12 protein-coding genes, 1 tRNA gene and 1 other RNA gene are annotated in these 14,006 nt (G+C 53.3%); 8 read left to right on the top strand and 6 right to left on the bottom strand.

Annotated elements, in window-relative coordinates:
• From HV311_RS00980 to HV311_RS00990, 3 genes are all read right to left on the bottom strand, one after another.
• Complete coding sequence (locus HV311_RS00980; protein WP_131351576.1) at nt 1-750, bottom strand: sugar phosphate isomerase/epimerase family protein; 750 nt, start codon at nt 748-750, stop codon at nt 1-3.
• A 99-nt stretch (nt 751-849) separates the two neighbouring features.
• Complete coding sequence (locus tag HV311_RS00985) at nt 850-1,866, bottom strand: LacI family DNA-binding transcriptional regulator (RefSeq protein ID WP_005133828.1); 1,017 nt, start codon at nt 1,864-1,866, stop codon at nt 850-852.
• Between the two features lie 101 nt (nt 1,867-1,967).
• A complete protein-coding gene (locus HV311_RS00990) occupies nt 1,968-2,630 on the bottom strand; it encodes an OmpA family lipoprotein (RefSeq protein ID WP_016157720.1) in 663 nt (220 codons plus the stop codon).
• Nucleotides 2,631-2,789: 159 nt separating this feature from the next.
• On the opposite strand from HV311_RS00990, the gene HV311_RS00995 reads away from it, so the two are divergent.
• Nucleotides 2,790-5,123 carry a molybdopterin guanine dinucleotide-containing S/N-oxide reductase gene (locus HV311_RS00995; protein ID WP_191220618.1) on the top strand — a complete coding sequence of 778 codons (2,334 nt, stop codon included), beginning with the start codon at nt 2,790-2,792 and terminating at the stop codon, nt 5,121-5,123.
• On the opposite strand, the gene HV311_RS01000 is transcribed toward HV311_RS00995, so the two are convergent.
• On the bottom strand, nt 5,092-5,532 hold the full coding sequence (locus tag HV311_RS01000; RefSeq protein WP_016157718.1) for an N-acetyltransferase: 441 nt from the start codon (nt 5,530-5,532) through the stop codon (nt 5,092-5,094). The two genes, HV311_RS00995 and HV311_RS01000, sit on opposite strands and share 32 nt — an antisense overlap.
• The gene (gene tag / locus HV311_RS01005) at nt 5,522-6,091 is read right to left on the bottom strand and encodes a DNA-3-methyladenine glycosylase I (protein ID WP_047358205.1); all 570 of its coding nucleotides are present in this window, start codon (nt 6,089-6,091) and stop codon (nt 5,522-5,524) included. The genes HV311_RS01000 and tag overlap by 11 nt, the downstream gene beginning before the upstream one ends.
• Nucleotides 6,092-6,250: 159 nt before the next feature.
• Here tag and HV311_RS01010 point away from each other — a divergent pair, with 159 nt between their 5' ends.
• The gene (locus tag HV311_RS01010; protein ID WP_016154907.1) at nt 6,251-6,952 is read left to right on the top strand and encodes an autotransporter outer membrane beta-barrel domain-containing protein; all 702 of its coding nucleotides are present in this window, start codon (nt 6,251-6,253) and stop codon (nt 6,950-6,952) included.
• Between the two features lie 76 nt (nt 6,953-7,028).
• On the opposite strand, the gene HV311_RS01015 is transcribed toward HV311_RS01010, so the two are convergent.
• Nucleotides 7,029-7,205, bottom strand: a complete 177-nt coding sequence (locus HV311_RS01015) for a hypothetical protein (protein ID WP_191220619.1) — start codon at nt 7,203-7,205, stop codon at nt 7,029-7,031.
• On the opposite strand from HV311_RS01015, the gene HV311_RS01020 reads away from it, so the two are divergent.
• From HV311_RS01020 to dppB, 6 genes are all read left to right on the top strand, one after another.
• Entirely contained in the window at nt 7,204-8,406 is a 1,203-nt protein-coding gene (locus HV311_RS01020; RefSeq protein WP_016154906.1) for an L-lactate MFS transporter, read from the top strand. The genes HV311_RS01015 and HV311_RS01020 overlap by 2 nt on opposite strands.
• 210 nt (nt 8,407-8,616) lie before the next feature.
• A complete protein-coding gene (gene eptB, locus HV311_RS01025) occupies nt 8,617-10,311 on the top strand; it encodes a kdo(2)-lipid A phosphoethanolamine 7''-transferase (protein ID WP_016157716.1) in 1,695 nt (564 codons plus the stop codon).
• A gap of 91 nt (nt 10,312-10,402) precedes the next feature.
• A tRNA-Pro gene (locus tag HV311_RS01030) sits at nt 10,403-10,479 on the top strand.
• A 33-nt stretch (nt 10,480-10,512) separates the two neighbouring features.
• A non-coding RNA gene (locus tag HV311_RS01035) (RtT sRNA) lies at nt 10,513-10,646 on the top strand.
• A gap of 570 nt (nt 10,647-11,216) precedes the next feature.
• A complete protein-coding gene (gene dppA, locus HV311_RS01045) occupies nt 11,217-12,824 on the top strand; it encodes a dipeptide ABC transporter periplasmic-binding protein DppA (protein ID WP_016154904.1) in 1,608 nt (535 codons plus the stop codon).
• A 161-nt stretch (nt 12,825-12,985) separates the two neighbouring features.
• Nucleotides 12,986-14,005 (top strand): dipeptide ABC transporter permease DppB, encoded by a 1,020-nt coding sequence (dppB, locus tag HV311_RS01050; RefSeq protein WP_016154903.1) that lies wholly within the window; start codon nt 12,986-12,988, stop codon nt 14,003-14,005.
• Nucleotide 14,006: the final 1 nt, after the last annotated feature.

Below are 14,006 nucleotides of genomic sequence, written 5' to 3' on the forward strand. Positions count from 1 at the left end.
TTACTCCTTGCGTAACAGCTCGACGTAGTGGCGGGTAACCGCCGTCAAATCCTGCCCTTCCAGGGGGAACTCAATACCGCGCGGAACATCGTTGGGCAGCGTTTTTAACAGCGCCAGCCAGCGTGAATCTGCTTCATCAGGCGGTACGGCACGGTAGCTATCGCGATGCGTAACTGCGGCTTTGACATGGATATATCCGACGGTTGGCGCCAGGTTCTGCGCGGCCTGTTCCGGGGAGTCGCCAACCCACAGCCAGTTGCCCATATCGAAAGTCAGAGATATCGGCAGGTTTTGCGTCTGACAGGCTTCATTAAAGCGTTGCATCGGCTGCAGGCGTCCGCAGGCGGTCTGATCGTTTTCCACAACCAGCTCCATACCGCTGTTGTCCAGCCATTCACGTAAATCGTCGAACTGTTCGGTATGGGAAAAATGACCGAGAGAGACTTTTAACCACAGCGCCTGTAGGGCCTGCGCTTCTTCGAGAAGCTGCGGAAGTCGGGGATTCAGGTTCCCATCCTCAAGGAATAACGGTTCAGGCGCTGAATAACAGGCCAGCAGGCCGAAGAGTTCGATAGCAGAGGCCATTGTGGACAGCGTTTTCAGCTCGGCGTCGGTTAATAACTCGCGGCGGATTTCGACGCCGTCAGCACCGGCTTCGGCAATGATGGGCAACATTGCCGTTTGCCCGCCTGCTGCCCGCACCTGGTCGTAGCCGTAGGCGGCGGTAACCACCATAATTTTTCTTTTCATGGAAACTCCAGACTAGCATTCTTGTTATAACGCTAGATGGAACCGGTTCCAAAGAAAAGCTCATGATGTCGAATTTATGATCACCATCACGAAGGAAATTTAACGGGCGGTTGAGCCGCGCACGATCAGCTCGCCGGAGAATACCTGTTCCTGAATGGCAGCAGAGCCGCCATCAATTCGGCGTACAACCTGCTCAACGGCGGTGTAGCCAATCTGCCATGTGGGTTGTTTCAACGTGGTGATACCGACGCCCGCCAGCTCCGCCCATTCCAGTTCGTCAAAACCGAGCAGGCCGATATCGCTGCCCCAGTTAAGGCCAATGCGCTTCAGGGCGCGGGCAACCTGCAGCGTGAGAGCGCCGTTGGCAGAGATAACGGCTTTGCGCATCCCCCGATGCTGCTGGTGAAACTGGCGCAGCGTGTCATCCAGTTGCGTATTGTCCGTTAGCGGGACTTCGGCATTTTGCGCGATAACGCCGGGGTACTGTGCGAGCGTGGCGCGAAAAGCGCTCAGGCGTTCGCGGCGGGTATTCACCATGCCCAGCGGCTCGCTGAGGAACAGGATGGCTTCAAAACCTTGCTCGACCAGATGTTCAGTGGCAACCGTTGCCGCCTGGGTGTTATCCAGCCCGACCATATCACAGGCAAAATCGGGAATTTTACGGTCAATCAGAACCATCGGCAGCGCAGACTGTTGCAGGCGGTTCAGCCCCTCTTCGCGCATTCCAACGGCGTTGACCACAATCCCTTCGACCTGGTAGCTGCGCAGCAGGTCGAGATAATGCAGCTCCTGATCCACTTCGTTGTTGGTGTTACACACCAGCGGGGTAAAGCCCTTATCGCGACAGGCGGCTTCAATCCCGCTTAACACGTTGACGGAGTAGGGATTAGTAATATCGGCGATGATCAGACCAATCAGACGGGTACGACCGTGTTTCAGGCCTCTTGCCATCAGGCTGGGACGGTAGTCGAGATCGGCAATGGCTTGTTCAATGCGGGCCAGTAGCGCGTCGGAAAGCAGGTGCTTTTCACCGTTGAGGTAGCGTGAAATGCTGGTCTTGCCGGTTTTTGCGGCTTTCGCCACATCGCTGATGGTTGCCCGTGTTGATTTGCTCATCGCTGATTTCCCTAAATTTGGTGACAACACCTTAACGCGAAAATCAACGATGGCAAGTGCTTCATGCCGGATAAGACGCTGCCATTATCCGGCACAAAACGTTACTGGAGCGGGCTTAAGGTGATCTCTACGCGGCGGTTTTGCGCTTTACCTTCCGCCGTGCTGTTGCTGGCGATCGGATTTGCCGGGCCCATACCCTGAGTACGGATACGGTTAGCGGCGACGCCTTGAGTGATTAAGGCGCTGGCCACGGAGTCCGCGCGCTGCTGCGACAGGCGCATATTCAGATCCTGACTGCCGGTGCTGTCGGTGAAGCCGAGCACGTTGACGGCGGTTTTATTGTACTCTTTCAGTACCATTGCCACGCCGGTCAGGGTGTTGGCACCCGCAGGTTTCAGGTTGCTGCTGTTGCTGTCGAAGGTGACGTTATTTGGCATATTCAGGATGATGTTATCGCCACTGCGCGTCACGCTGACGCCCGTTCCCTGCATTTTGTCGCGCAGTTTTGCTTCCTGCACGTCCATGTAATAGCCGACACCGCCGCCAACGGCCGCGCCAGCCGCCGCACCAATCAGCGCGCCTTTGCCGCGATCTTTCTTCGAAGAAGAGAGTGCGCCAATACCCGCGCCGACCAGAGAGCCAATACCCGCGCCAATGCCGGATTTACCCGCTTCGCGTTCTCCGGTGTAAGGGTTTGTTGTGCAGCCAGAAACCGCCAGGGCGCCGCTCACGATGGCAGCAATAACAAAAACACGTTTCTTCATCTTAATTCCTTAATGACTTTTTCTTCTTTGCCACAGCGACCGTGGCGGTTGATTATGACGTGTGAACATGAAGAAAATTCCAGGGAAGACTCTGAAATTTGTAAGTAACATTGAACGGCATAATAAATAAGCCGTCACATCGCATTCAGGAGCGCCATCTTGGCTAATTCACCCGCACATTACTCGGTGTTAACCGCCGCCCACTGGGGACCTATTCTCGTCGAAACCGATGGCGAGACGGTTTTCTCCTCTCGCGGCGCGCTGCCCACCGCCCATCCCAACTCATTGCAAACCGTGGTGCGCGACCAGGTACACAGTAAAACGCGGGTACGTTTTCCCATGGTGCGTAAAGGCTTTCTCGCCTCGCCGGAGAATCCGCAGGGAGTGCGCGGGAAAGATGAATTTGTTCGTGTCAGTTGGGACGACGCGCTGAATCTTATCCATACGCAGCATAAACGCATCCGTGACAGCTACGGCCCGGCCTCGATTTTTGCCGGTTCCTACGGCTGGCGTTCCAACGGCGTGTTACACAAAGCCGCAACCCTGCTACAGCGTTATATGGCGCTGGCGGGTGGTTATACCGGGCATCTGGGGGATTACTCGACAGGCGCTGCGCAGGCCATCATGCCGTACGTGGTGGGCGGTAACGAAGTTTACCAGCAGCAGACCAGTTGGCCGGTGGTGCTGGAGAACAGCGAAGTGGTGGTGTTATGGAGCGCCAATCCGCTGAATACCCTGAAAATTGCCTGGAACGCCTCCGACGAGCAGGGCCTCGCTTACTTTGAGGCACTGCGTGGCAGCGGGAAGCGGTTGATCTGTATCGATCCGATGCGATCGGAAAGCGTCGATTTCTTTGGCGAGAAGATGGAATGGATCGCTCCGCATATGGGGACCGACGTGGCGCTGATGCTGGGTATCGCGCATACGCTGGTGGAAAACGGCTGGCACGACGCGGACTTTCTCGCCCGGTGTACGACCGGATATGACCGTTTTGCCGACTATCTGCTGGGCAAATCTGACGATGTTGCAAAAACGGCAGAATGGGCCGCTGAAATTTGTGGTGTTCCGGCGGCTAAAATACGTGAACTTGCGGCGATATTTCACCAAAACACCACCATGCTGATGGCGGGATGGGGTATGCAACGCCAGCAGTATGGCGAGCAGAAACACTGGATGATTGTCACGCTGGCTGCCATGCTCGGGCAAATCGGGACGCCTGGCGGCGGCTTTGGGCTGTCGTATCATTTTGCCAACGGCGGCAACCCAACGCGCCGTGCTGCGGTGCTGGCTTCAATGCAGGGCAGCGTTAAAAACGGCACCGACGCGGTGGATAAAATCCCGGTGGCGCGAATTGTTGAAGCGCTGGAGAATCCGGGTGGTTTTTATCAGCACAACGGTATGGACCGCCATTTCCCGGACATCCGTATGCTGTGGTGGGCGGGCGGCGCTAACTTCACCCATCATCAGGACACCAACCGTCTGATTCGCGCCTGGCAAAAACCGGAGCTGGTGGTTATCTCAGAGTGTTTCTGGACAGCCGCAGCGAAGCATGCCGATATCGTGCTGCCGGCGACGACGTCTTTTGAGCGTAATGATTTGACTATGACCGGCGATTACAGCAACCAGCATCTGGTGCCGATGAAGCAGGTTGTACCGCCGCAGGGTGAAGCGCGAAATGATTTTGATGTCTTTGCCGAGCTGAGTGAACGCTGGGAGAAGGGCGGGTATGAGCGATTTACCGAAGGCAAAAGCGAGCTGGAATGGCTGGAGACTTTTTACAACATTGCCGGGCAGCGTGGGGCTAGCCAGCAGGTGACGTTGCCGCCATTCACCGAGTTTTGGCAGCGGAATGCGCTGATCGAAATGCCGGAAAACGCCGCCAGCGCGGAGTTTATCCGTTTCGCGGATTTTCGCCGCAACCCACAGGCGCATCCGCTGAAAACGGACAGCGGTAAAATTGAAATCTACTCCGCGAGGATTGCCGGTTACGGTTACGCGGACTGTGCGGGGCATCCGATGTGGCTGGAGCCGGATGAGTGGTTCGGTAACGCCGAGCCGGGCCAGTTACAGCTGCTTTCCGCCCATCCGGCGCACCGTTTGCACAGTCAGCTTAATTACAGCGCGTTGCGCGAACAGTATGCGGTAGCGGATCGTGAGCCCGTCACGATTCATCCGCAGGATGCCAAAGCGCGCGGTATTGCGGATGGCGACACGGTCAGGGTGTGGAACCAGCGTGGGCACGTTCTGGCGGGAGCAGTCGTGACGACGGGAATTAAACCCGGTGTCATCTGTATTCATGAGGGCGCCTGGCCTGATTTGGACCTCGCCGCCAACGGTATTTGTAAAAATGGCGCCGTCAACGTGCTGACCAAAGATCTCCCCAGCTCGAAGCTGGGGAATGGCTGTGCGGGCAACACTGCGCTGGCGTGGCTCGAAAAATACAGCGGACCAACGTTGACGCTTACGGCGTTTGATCCGCCTGCCAGCCCATAATCCACGTAGGATGGTGAGTCTCTTCCTGCCATGCGCCATCTTCAATGCGAAAACCCAGCGCATGGTAGAAGTTCACCGCTGATTGATTCTTCTGGTAAACCTCGAGGCTGAGTAACGAAAAGCGCTGCTGCACATGCTGCACCAGCGCTTTGCCGATCCCGCTTCTGATGGCGGCAGGCGCGACGAACAGCGCGCCGAGAAAGCGGTCGTCAATGACGCTGGCAAAGCCTTTGAGCACCCCTTCTTCTTCCCATACCCAGGTTTGTGCGGCTGGCAGGTAAACATCCCGCACGATGGATTCACTTTCGCGCCAGTAGCGTTCTTCGATAAACGGATGGGCATGGATCGTGCTTTCCATCCACAGCGCCAGAATCGACGGTAGATCGTCAGCCTTTGATTCACGAATCATGTTGTTCTCCCGGGTAACAGATACAGCTGGTGACATGGTCGTTGACCAGGCCGCATGCCTGCATAAAGGAGTAACAGATGGTGGTGCCGACAAACTTAAATCCGCGTTTTTTTAACGCTTTAGACAGTGCATCTGACGCCGGTGTAGAGGTGGGGATATCGCTCAGGTTGGCGGCGCGGGTCAGTTGCGGTTGGTTATCAACAAACGACCAGACGAACTCGCTAAACGATTCTCCGTTTTGCGCCATGGTCAGAAAGGCGCGAGCGTTGCCGATAATGGCCTGAATTTTTCCTCTATGGCGAATAATGCCGGCATCCAGTACCAGTCTTTCCACATCCTCTTCGGTCATGGCCGCCACTTTTTCCGGGTCAAAATGGTGGAAGGCGTGGCGATAATTTTCCCGTTTCTTTAGCACGGTGATCCACGATAAACCGGCCTGTTGGCCTTCCAGACAGATCATTTCGAACAGCTTGTTGCCATCTGTTTCGGGGACGCCCCATTCCTTGTCGTGGTAGGCAATGTAAAGTGGGTCCTGGCTGACCCATCCGCAACGCTGCATATTCTTCCTCGCTGTTTTTACTGGCGTAAAAATTTCATTCGGCCCGCCTTGACGCGCCAGCTAAAAAGACAATATTTAATACAGGGCCTGATGGGCCCGATATCCTTCACACAATGACAATAATATCGCCGAATTCGGCTCTTTTCTGGAGTCGCGTTGATGATTATAAGAAACAGTAGTGGTCGCCAAAGGTTAACTCTGGCGAGCGTCGTAGTTTGTGCGCTGTTCATCAATACAGCATATGGCTGGCAACAAGAATATATCGTTGATGCAATGTCAGGGCATACGGCTGAACGTTATACATGGGACAGCGATCACCAACCACGTTATAACGACATTCTGGAAGAACGTATTCGCTCCACTCAAAACGTGGCGGGTCCCGTGGTGAATCTGGCGGATGAAACGCCTATGGATGCGACCAGCGGCATGAGTATGGGCTGGAACTTTCCGCTTTCAAGGCAGGTGATGACCGGTCCGGTGGCCGCGCTGCATTATGACGGTTCGACCACGTCTACTTACAACGAATTTGGCGATAGCGTGACGTCGGTAACGCAGAACGATCCGCTGTGGCATGCCAGCGTCAGCACGTTAGGCTGGCGAGTCAATTCTCAGTTCGGTGATGTGCGACCGTGGGCGCAAATCAGCTATAACCAGCAGTTTGGCGAGAATATCTGGAAAGCGCAGTCGGGCCTCAGTCGCATGACGGCGGCGGGTCAAGACGGTAACTGGCTGGATGTTACCGTTGGCGCAGATATGCTGTTGAACCGGCACATGGCGGCTTACGCGGCGCTTTCGCAGGCGGAAAATAGCACCAATAACAGCGACTATATGTACACCATGGGAGTGAGTGCCAAATTTTAACGCAAACAATCATCATATAAACATCTCTGTTACATATTGAGATCAACAATCACAAGCCCCTCAGCGATAGCGTGTACTAACTCTTACGATAAAATTCAGTAACCCGACTTTTTGTCTCGTCATTCATTCCGCATTCCAGGCATTTCATTCCGTCCTGGCGGCATTTCATGCCGTTTTCTCCTAGCCATAAAAGCGCTTCGGTATGGTTGTTGGCAGAGAATTTCCCATTTTGCTTATGCAGGAAGACTGCCATGAAAACTTCTGATTATCAGCGCACTCGCTGGCTAACACTGATCGGCACGATTATTACCCAATTTGCTTTAGGTTCTGTTTATACCTGGAGCCTGTTTAATGGCGCGCTCTCTTCTAAGCTCGATGCGCCGGTAAGTCAGGTGGCATTTTCCTTTGGCTTGCTGAGCCTCGGGCTGGCGATTTCCTCTTCCGTTGCCGGCAAGCTGCAGGAACGTTTTGGCGTGAAACGCGTCACCATGGCCTCCGGTATTTTACTCGGCGTCGGTTTCTTCTTAACCGCCCATTCCAACAGCCTGATTATGCTGTGGCTGAGCGCCGGTGTGCTGGTTGGTCTGGCGGATGGTGCAGGTTACCTGTTAACGCTTTCCAACTGCGTAAAATGGTTCCCTGAGCGTAAAGGGCTGATTTCCGCCTTTGCCATCGGTTCTTATGGCCTTGGCAGCCTCGGTTTTAAATTTATCGACAGCCAACTGCTGAGCACCGTGGGCCTGGAAAAAACCTTCATGATTTGGGGCGCAATCGTACTGGTGATGATCGTCTTTGGCTCCACGCTGATGAAAGATGCGCCGAATCAGGAAGTGAAAGCGAAGAATGGCGTAGTTGAGAACGACTACACCCTGGCGCAGTCCATGCGCAAACCGCAGTACTGGATGCTGGCAGTCATGTTCCTGACGGCGTGTATGAGCGGTCTGTACGTCATTGGCGTGGCGAAAGATATCGCACAAAGCCTGGCGCATATGGATGTGGCGACGGCGGCGAATGCGGTTACCGTCATTTCTATCGCGAACCTGTCGGGTCGTCTGGTGCTGGGGATTCTGTCCGATAAAATCTCCCGTATTCGCGTGATCACCATTGGTCAGGTCGTTTCGCTGGTCGGTATGGCTGCACTGTTGTTCGCGCCGCTGAATGACGTAACCTTCTTTATGGCAATTGCCTGTGTCGCATTTAACTTTGGCGGCACCATCACCGTATTCCCGTCACTGGTCAGCGAGTTCTTCGGTCTGAATAACCTGGCTAAAAACTACGGTGTTATTTACCTGGGCTTCGGTATCGGTAGCATTTGCGGTTCCATTATCGCCTCGCTGTTTGGCGGGTTCTATGTGACCTTCTGCGTTATCTTTGCGCTGTTAATCATTTCGCTGGCGCTTTCTACCACTATTCGTCAGCCACAACGTAGCGTCTATACCGAGGCGCACGCCTAAATCTATTAGTAGTATGATTAATACCTGGCGCATATATTTACAAAAATTTATGCGCCATTTTCATTCTCTATAAGCACTTTTGCTCCCTCCTGTGGTCTACTTACCCGCGCCCGTAGACATTTCACTTCTGCTGTTGTCGCATTTTTCCTCTGTCAGGTCTGATTGATCGCTGCTCAGGGTTTTTTATCCCGATTTCCAGGGTTTGTTTGCATGAGATACATTAAGTCGATGACGCAGCAGAAACTCAGTTTCTTGCTGGCAATCTATATCGGTTTGTTTATGAACTGTGCTGTATTTTTCCGTCGCTTTAGCGGATATGCGCACGATTTTACCGTCTGGAAAGGACTCTCCGCGGTTGTTGAATTGGCCGGCACTGTGCTGGTGACCTTCTTTTTACTACGCCTTCTCTCTTTGTTTGGCCGCCGCGCCTGGCGTGTCCTGGCAACCTGTTTGGTGCTGTGTTCTGCCGGCGCCAGTTATTATATGACCTTCCTGAACGTGGTAATTGGTTACGGTATTATCGCCTCCGTAATGACCACGGATATTGATTTATCGAAAGAAGTCGTCGGCTGGCATTTCATCGTGTGGCTGGTTTCGGTCAGTATTATTCCCTTGGTGCTGATTTGGAGTAACCGCTGCCGCTACACGTTGATGAGACAAATTCGTACACCGGGCATGAGGTGGCGTAGCGTAGCGGTAGTTTTACTGGCCGGCCTGATGGTGTGGGCGCCGATTCGCCTGCTGAGCATGCAACAGAGAAGCGTAGAGCGAGAAACAGGTATCGATTTACCCAGCTATGGAGGGGTTGTGGCGAACTCTTACTTGCCGTCAAACTGGCTCTCTGCGCTGGGTTTGTACGCCTGGGCACAGGTGGATGAATCCTCAGACAACAAATCGCTGATGAACCCGGCGAAGAAATTTACCTATGTTGAGCCTAAGAATCTCGACGACACCTATGTGGTCTTTATTATCGGCGAAACCACCCGCTGGGACCATATGGGGATTTTTGGCTATGAGCGAAATACCACGCCAAGGCTCGCCCAGGAGAAAAACCTGGCCGCGTTCCGTGGATATTCCTGTGACACGGCGACCAAGCTTTCGCTGCGCTGTATGTTTGTGCGTGAAGGTGGGGCGGAAGAAAACCCGCAGCGTACCCTGAAAGAACAAAACGTCTTTTCCGTGCTCGGTCAGTTAGGGTTCAAGACAGACCTCTACGCGATGCAAAGCGAGATGTGGTTCTACAGCAATACCATGGCGGAGAACATCGCTTACCGAGAGCAGATTGGCGCAGAGCCGCGTAACCGTGGCAAGAACGTTGACGATATGCTGTTGATTACCGAAATGCAGCAGTCTCTGCAACCGACGGATGATGATGGCAAACGTCTGATTATTCTGCATACCAAAGGTTCGCATTTTAACTACACGCAGCGCTACACCCGCGAATATGCGCAGTGGAAGCCGGAGTGTGTCAATGTGGATAGCGGTTGCTCGAAAGCCGAGATGATTAACTCTTTTGATAACTCGGTAACCTATGTTGATCACTTTATTACCAAAGTGTTTGATCAACTGCGGGATAAGAAAGCGATAGTGTTCTACGCCGCCGATCACGGTGAGTCGATTAACGAGCGTGAGCACCTGCACGGTACGCCGCGTAAAATGGCTCCGCCAGAGCAGTTCCGCGTTCCTATGCTGGTGTGGATGTCAGATAAATATCTGGAAGACCCAGACCATGCGAAGGCGTTTGCACACCTGAAGCAAGAAGCTGATATGAAGGTGCCGCGTCGTCATGTGGAACTGTACGACACTATCTTGGGTTGCCTCGGTTATACCTCGCCAAATGGCGGTATTAACGAGAATAACAACTGGTGCCGTATCCCGGACGCGAAGAAGGTTACGGCTCAGTAATTGGGCTGCTGACTTTCTCGCCGATCAAATGGCATTTTGATACTAAGGGATTGACGGGGGCGCGGCTGAGCAGTAAGATGCGCCCCGCATTCGGTGATTGGCGCAGCCTGGTAGCGCACTTCGTTCGGGACGAAGGGGTCGGAGGTTCGAATCCTCTATCACCGACCAAATTCAAAACCCTGCTCAACGAGCAGGGTTTTTTGCATTTGAAACCCACGAGGATGAGAACCTCCGGGGGTAAGAGGTTCGACTCGAGCGCAGCGAGAGAACGTTGCGTTAGCAACGGCCCGTAGGGCGAGCCACGTCAGTGGCGAGTAATCCTCTCTCACCGACCAAAATTGACCTTCCTTTTATCTGCAAAAATTGTGCACCACTTCCCACTGACTGTTAACGATTCTGTGACATATTCCATTGCCTTTTTTTATATTTGCTTGAAACTTTTTTTGCGCTACTTATGGCTGAACCTGGCATTTTCCGCTGTGCGCTTTAGCGTTCATGGCATTAATCGCTCAGATATGCAGCATTAATTTAGAAAGTTTTAATAATTTGCATAAATGTTAATCACCAAATGTTGCGAAATATGAAGATGTTTATTCTGGCATAGTGCGCGTAGCACAAATTTCCCTGCTGAAAATGTCCTTCTGCACTTTTTTTAATCTTTGTTTGCGAATTCTCACCGTTGGTGTAAATCACGGTTACCTGTATTGACGTTTTCACATTCTGTTGACAGATTGTAGGGCATGAGGGGCATTTCATGGAGAATCCGCACTGCAACTCAGTCGCTTATGTGAACGGAATCCCTATCCTCTTAACGCCGACCCGGCCGGGTAAAAAACAAAAAAGGCCAGGCGGTGCAAACCCACTGCAAAGGGTAAAACAACAAACATCACATTTGGAGCAGAAGAATGAGTATTTCCTTGAAGAAGTCAGGGATGCTGAAGCTTGGTCTGAGCCTGGTGGCTATGACCTGTGCCGCAAGCGTACAGGCTAAAACTCTGGTTTATTGTTCAGAAGGATCTCCTGAAGGCTTTAACCCACAGCTTTTCACCTCTGGCACGACCTATGATGCCAGCTCCGTGCCGATCTATAACCGCCTGGTCGAGTTCAAAACCGGTACAACTGAAGTGATCCCGGGCCTTGCTGAGAAGTGGGAAATCAGCGAAGACGGTAAAACCTATACCTTCCACCTGCGCCAGGGCGTGAAGTGGCAGGACAACAAAGATTTCAAACCGACGCGCGATTTAAACGCCGATGACGTGGTGTTCTCTTTCGATCGTCAGAAAAATGCCCAGAACCCGTACCACAAAGTCTCTGGCGGTAGCTATGAATACTTCGAAGGGATGGGTCTGCCAGATCTGATCTCCGAAGTGAAAAAAGTGGACGATAAAACCGTTCAGTTCGTGCTGACTCGCCCGGAAGCGCCTTTCCTGGCTGACCTGGCGATGGACTTCGCTTCTATTCTTTCCAAAGAATATGCAGACAACATGCTGAAAGCCGGTTCCCCGGAGAAAGTGGATCTGAACCCAATTGGGACCGGTCCGTTCCAGCTGCAGCAGTACCAGAAAGACTCCCGTATTCTGTATAAAGCATTCGAAGGTTACTGGGGCACCAAGCCACAGATTGACCGTCTGGTCTTCTCCATTACGCCTGACGCTTCCGTGCGTTACGCCAAACTGCAGAAGAACGAGTGCCAGGTGATGCCGTACCCGAACCCGGCAGATATCGCGCGCATGAAGCAGGATAAAAACATTAACCTGATGGAGCAGGCCGGTCTGAACGTTGGCTACCTCTCTTTCAACACCGAGAAGAAACCGTTTGATGACGTGAAAGTCCGTCAGGCGCTGACCTACGCGGTGAACAAAGAAGCCATCATTAAAGCGGTATATCAGGGCGCTGGCGTTGCCGCGAAAAACCTGATCCCACCGACCATGTGGGGCTATAACGACGACGTTAAAGACTACACCTACGATCCTGAAAAGGCTAAAGCGCTGCTGAAGGAAGCGGGTCAGGATAAAGGCTTTACCGTTGAGCTGTGGGCCATGCCGGTACAGCGTCCTTACAACCCGAACGCCCGCCGTATGGCGGAAATGGTTCAGGCTGACTGGGCGAAAATCGGCGTTCAGGCCAAGATTGTGACCTACGAGTGGGGCGAATATCTGAAACGCGCCAAAGCAGGTGAGCATCAGGCGGTGATGATGGGTTGGACCGGTGACAACGGGGATCCGGACAACTTCTTCGCCACCCTGTTCAGCTGTGCGGCAGCGAAAGACGGTTCCAACTACTCTCGCTGGTGCTACAAGCCGTTTGAAGATCTGATCCAGCCGGCGCGTGCGACCGACGATCACAACAAACGTATTGAACTGTACAAGCAAGCTCAGGTTGTTATGCACGATCAGGCCCCGGCTCTGATTGTTGCTCACTCCACCGTGTATGAACCAGTGCGTAAAGAAGTGAAAGGCTATGTGGTTGATCCATTAGGCAAACATCACTTCGAAAACGTCTCTGTCGAATAATTAAAAGCAAGCCAGGCAGCGCTACGGACCGTTAAGTCGGGTCACCGTAGCGCCACCTGACAGTAATGCTTTATCTCCCTCTCGCTGGAGGGGGAGATAAGATTTGTGAGCAATACAGATTCACGGTTCCAGGCCGTGCGTCATTAGAGAGAATCCGGGTTATGTTGCAGTTCATTCTCCGACGTTTGGGACTCGTCATCCCCACGTTTATCGGTATCACTCTTCTCACCTTTGCTTTCGTTCATATGATCCCCGGCGATCCGGTAATGATCATGGCGGGTGAGCGTGGAATTTCCCCTGAGCGTCATGCTCAACTGTTGGCTGAACTCGGTCTGGATAAACCGATGTGGCAGCAGTACCTCCATTACATCTGGGGGGTTATGCATGGTGATTTAGGTATCTCGCTGAAAAGCCGATTACCGGTGTGGGAAGAGTTCGTTCCTCGCTTTAAAGCAACGCTGGAACTTGGCGTCTGCGCGATGATTTTCGCCGTTGCGGTGGGTATTCCGGTGGGGGTACTTGCTGCCGTTAAGCGCGGCTCAATTTTCGATCACACTGCCGTTGGCCTGGCGCTGACCGGTTACTCCATGCCGATTTTCTGGTGGGGCATGATGCTGATCATGCTGGTTTCCGTGCAGTGGAACCTGACGCCGGTTTCCGGTCGGGTGAGCGACATGGTGTTCCTTGATGATTCCAATCCCCTGACCGGTTTCATGCTGATTGACACCGCCATTTGGGGTGAAGAGGGCAACTTTATCGATGCGCTGGCGCATATGATCCTGCCGGCAATGGTGCTTGGCACCATTCCTCTGGCGGTAATTGTGCGTATGACTCGTTCATCAATGCTGGAAGTACTGGGTGAAGATTACATTCGTACCGCACGCGCCAAAGGCCTGACCCGTATGCGCGTCATCATCATTCACGCTCTGCGTAACGCGATGCTTCCCGTTGTGACCGTTATCGGCCTGCAGGTCGGTACGTTATTGGCTGGGGCGATCCTGACCGAGACTATTTTCTCGTGGCCGGGACTGGGACGCTGGTTGATCGATGCGCTACAACGCCGTGATTATCCAGTGGTACAGGGCGGGGTGCTGCTGGTCGCGACGATGATTATCCTCGTCAACCTGCTGGTAGACCTGCTGTACGGCGTGGTGAACCCGCGTATTCGGCATAGGAAGTAAG

Source organism: Citrobacter sp. RHBSTW-00881 (assembly GCF_013728515.1).
GTDB classification, from domain to species: domain Bacteria; phylum Pseudomonadota; class Gammaproteobacteria; order Enterobacterales; family Enterobacteriaceae; genus Citrobacter; species Citrobacter braakii.

What these genes read in the sequence shown, in the direction of transcription:
- HV311_RS00985 (WP_005133828.1), bottom strand. Translation starts at nt 1,866, where the DNA reads ATGAGCAAATCAACACGGGCAACCATCAGCGATGTGGCGAAAGCCGCA.
- HV311_RS01015 (WP_191220619.1), bottom strand. Translation starts at nt 7,205, where the DNA reads ATGGCAGTCTTCCTGCATAAGCAAAATGGGAAATTCTCTGCCAACAAC.
- HV311_RS01000 (WP_016157718.1), bottom strand. Translation starts at nt 5,532, where the DNA reads ATGATTCGTGAATCAAAGGCTGACGATCTACCGTCGATTCTGGCGCTG.
- eptB (WP_016157716.1), top strand. Translation starts at nt 8,617, where the DNA reads ATGAGATACATTAAGTCGATGACGCAGCAGAAACTCAGTTTCTTGCTG.
- HV311_RS00980 (WP_131351576.1), bottom strand. Translation starts at nt 750, where the DNA reads ATGAAAAGAAAAATTATGGTGGTTACCGCCGCCTACGGCTACGACCAG.
- HV311_RS00990 (WP_016157720.1), bottom strand. Translation starts at nt 2,630, where the DNA reads ATGAAGAAACGTGTTTTTGTTATTGCTGCCATCGTGAGCGGCGCCCTG.
- tag (WP_047358205.1), bottom strand. Translation starts at nt 6,091, where the DNA reads ATGCAGCGTTGCGGATGGGTCAGCCAGGACCCACTTTACATTGCCTAC.
- HV311_RS01020 (WP_016154906.1), top strand. Translation starts at nt 7,204, where the DNA reads ATGAAAACTTCTGATTATCAGCGCACTCGCTGGCTAACACTGATCGGC.
- dppA (WP_016154904.1), top strand. Translation starts at nt 11,217, where the DNA reads ATGAGTATTTCCTTGAAGAAGTCAGGGATGCTGAAGCTTGGTCTGAGC.
- HV311_RS01010 (WP_016154907.1), top strand. Translation starts at nt 6,251, where the DNA reads ATGATTATAAGAAACAGTAGTGGTCGCCAAAGGTTAACTCTGGCGAGC.
- dppB (WP_016154903.1), top strand. Translation starts at nt 12,986, where the DNA reads ATGTTGCAGTTCATTCTCCGACGTTTGGGACTCGTCATCCCCACGTTT.